This is a genomic window from Salinicola sp., assembly GCF_982684285.1.
The window spans coordinates 1-2934 of sequence record NZ_CEXLVS010000362.1; the positions used below are offsets into that span (position 1 = coordinate 1).

Consider the following 2934-nt stretch of genomic DNA (forward strand, 5'->3'; position numbering starts at 1 on the left):
CTACGTGCCGCAGGTGGGCATCATCAACCCCAGCACCTTCGCGCCGCTGTTCTCCATCGAAGTGGTGGTGTGGGTGGCGCTGGGCGGACGCGCCACGCTCTACGGTGCCTTGCTGGGCGCGCTGGTGGTCAACTATCTGAAAACGGTGCTGACGGGGGCGATGCCGGACGCCTGGCTGTTCATTCTCGGCGGCCTGTTCGTGCTGGTGACGATGTTGCTGCCGCAGGGCATCGCCGGGGTGATCTCGGCGTGGCGGGGCACGCGGTTCGGTCGCAGGACGGGAGAGCGTCAGGAGGTGAGCGCATGAGCAGGACGGATGGCTCCCGTTTCGGCAAGCTGCGAGAGATCGCGCGGCCGGACTGCGTGTTCGATTTCATGGTGCCGGCCCAGTCGCCGGTGGATGTGCGCCATGGGCCGATCCTCTATCTGGAGGACGTCAGCGTCAGCTTCGATGGCTTCCGCGCCATCAACGGACTGAACCTGACCGTGGACGACGGCGAACTGCGCTGCATCATCGGCCCCAACGGGGCGGGCAAGACCACGATGATGGACATCATCACCGGCAAGACCCGACCCGACAGCGGCCAGGTCTGGTTCGGCAGCCGGCACAACCTCTTGACGCTGGACGAGCCCCAGATCGCCAACCTGGGCATCGGGCGCAAGTTCCAGAAACCGACGGTGTTCGAGGCGCTCGACGTCACCGAGAACCTGGAACTGGCGATGGCCGGCGATCGGCGTATCTGGAAGACGTTGCTGGCCCGGCTCGATCGGGAAGGTCAGGCGCGAATCGACGAGGTGCTGGAGACCATCGGCCTGACCGAGGAGCGATACCGTTTGGCCGGGGTGCTCTCCCACGGCCAGAAGCAGTGGCTCGAGATCGGCATGCTGTTGATGCAACGACCGCGGCTGCTGCTGGTGGACGAGCCGGTCGCGGGCATGACCGAGCCGGAAATGCATCGCACCGCGGAACTGTTGACGCGACTGGCGGGGCAGCAGTCGGTCGTCGTCGTCGAGCACGACATGGGCTTCGTGCGCTCGATCGCGCGGCAGGTCAGCGTGCTCCATCAGGGCAGCGTACTGGCGGAGGGCACGATGGACCAGGTTGCCAGCGACCCGCGGGTGATCGAGGTCTATCTCGGCGGCGACGAGGAGGCGGCCTGATGCTGAGTGTCGATAAGCTCAATCAGTACTATGGCGAGAGTCATATCCTGCGTGACCTGTCGCTCGAGGTGCCCGCCGGCCGCTGTACCTGCGTGATGGGCCGTAACGGCGTCGGCAAGACCACGCTGCTCAAGGCGATCATGGGCGAGGTCGCCGCGCGTAGCGGAACGATTCAGTTCGATGGCGAAGACATTCGCATGCGCCGGCCCGAGGTGCGTGCCGGCCTGGGAATCGGCTACGTGCCCCAGGGGCGTCAGATATTCGCCACGCTCACGGTGGAGGAGAATCTGCGTATCGGTCTGCCGGCGAGAAGAGACAGGCAGCGCCGGATTCCCGAGCGCATCTACGAACTGTTTCCGGTGCTTCGGGAGATGCGCTATCGTCGAGGCGGCGACCTCTCCGGCGGTCAACAGCAGCAACTGGCGATCGGCCGGGCGCTGGTGCTCGACCCGCGGCTGCTGATCCTGGACGAGCCGGGTGAAGGCATCCAGCCCAACATCGTGGCGCAGATCGGCGAGGTGATCCGGCGTCTCAATCGCGAGGATGGGCTGACGGTGCTGCTGGTGGAACAGAAACTGCCGTTCGCGCGTCGATACGCCGATGGCTTCATGATCATGGATCGCGGCCAGGCCGTGGCCGGTGGCGACATTGCCGACCTGAGCGACGATCTGATCAAGCGACATTTAACCGTATGACGGCAGAGCCTTCATGTCATTGGCAAGCGGCGCCGACGGATTCCGGGCACCGCTTCGACGCGAGCCGGCATTGGGGCGCCTCGCTGGCGCTGACGTTTGCCGCGCGTCCCGCCGACACTGGCGAGGCGATGCGGACGCGCCTGATTCGTGCGCGCCACCACGGCCCCTTGCGGGTGCAGCGACCCTTCTACCCGGAATCCCGGGTCGTGGGGCAGCCCGATCCTTGCCACGTCTATCTGCTCCATCCCCCGGGAGGGCTGGTCAGCGGCGATGCCCTCGCCATTGACGTGGCTGTGGGGGCGGGCGCTCATGCCGTCCTGACCACGCCGGCGGCGACCAAGCTCTACCGTGCCGATAGCCACGGCGTCGCCTGGTCCCAGGCCAACCGACTCGTCGTCGACGACGGGGGGATGCTGGAGTGGCTGCCCCAGGAGACGATCGCCTTCGACGGCTCGCGGGGCGAGCAGCGGACCGAGATCGCGCTGCGGGGGAGCGCGCGCTGCCTGGGTTGGGAGATCATGGCGCTGGGGCGCCCGGCCAGCCAATTGCCGTTCGAGAGCGGTCGCATCGAGCAGCGCTTTCGGCTGGTTCGCGACGGCCGGCCGCTGTGGCTCGAGCGCCAGCCGTTGGATCCGCTGCACCCGCGGTTCGTGGGCCGCTGGGGGCAGGGTGGCGCGACGGTCCAGGCGACGCTGTGGGCGGTGGGGCTGGCGGATCCGCAGCAGGCCGTGGCACGTCTGCGCGAGACGATGCCGGCCGCCAGGAACTGGGCGGTCACCCAGCGTCACGATGTACTGCTGCTGCGCTATCTGGGCCACTCACGCAACGAAGCCTGGGATCGTTGCAGCGCTGCCTGGCGTGAGCTCAGGCCGTTGCTTGTCGGACGCAACGCTTGCGAGCCGCGCATCTGGAGAACGTGAATGGCTTTTTACAGCGCCCCGGAGCCGACGCATGGCTTTTACAGCGCCCCGAAGCCGGCGCATGGCTTTTACAGCGCCCCGAAGCCGGCGCAACATTGCAAAACTCGTAGCTCGTAGCTCGTAGCTCGTAGCTCGTAGCTCGTAGCTCGTAGCTCGTA

Annotated in this window: 4 protein-coding genes; all 4 read left to right on the forward strand. The window is 66.7% G+C overall.

Annotated features, from left to right (window positions below):
• A partial coding sequence (locus tag AC3AYF_RS19830; protein ID WP_487780248.1) for an ABC transporter permease subunit occupies positions 1-307 on the forward strand: 307 nt, incomplete at its 5' end.
• Entirely contained in the window at positions 304-1161 is an 858-nt protein-coding gene (gene urtD / locus AC3AYF_RS19835) for an urea ABC transporter ATP-binding protein UrtD (protein ID WP_295034831.1), read from the forward strand. The genes AC3AYF_RS19830 and urtD, both read left to right, overlap by 4 nt.
• Positions 1161-1856 (forward strand): urea ABC transporter ATP-binding subunit UrtE, encoded by a 696-nt coding sequence (gene urtE / locus AC3AYF_RS19840; protein ID WP_295034829.1) that lies wholly within the window; start codon positions 1161-1163, stop codon positions 1854-1856. Before urtD ends, urtE begins: the two co-directional genes overlap by 1 nt.
• Positions 1853-2776 (forward strand): urease accessory protein UreD, encoded by a 924-nt coding sequence (locus tag AC3AYF_RS19845; RefSeq protein WP_295034827.1) that lies wholly within the window; start codon positions 1853-1855, stop codon positions 2774-2776. The genes urtE and AC3AYF_RS19845 overlap by 4 nt, the downstream gene beginning before the upstream one ends.
• Positions 2777-2934 lie beyond the last annotated feature (158 nt).

Bases quoted from the DNA above. Each gene is read 5' to 3' on its own strand.
- urtD (WP_295034831.1), top strand. From the start codon at position 304: ATGAGCAGGACGGATGGCTCCCGTTTCGGCAAGCTGCGAGAGATCGCG.
- urtE (WP_295034829.1), top strand. From the start codon at position 1,161: ATGCTGAGTGTCGATAAGCTCAATCAGTACTATGGCGAGAGTCATATC.
- AC3AYF_RS19845 (WP_295034827.1), top strand. From the start codon at position 1,853: ATGACGGCAGAGCCTTCATGTCATTGGCAAGCGGCGCCGACGGATTCC.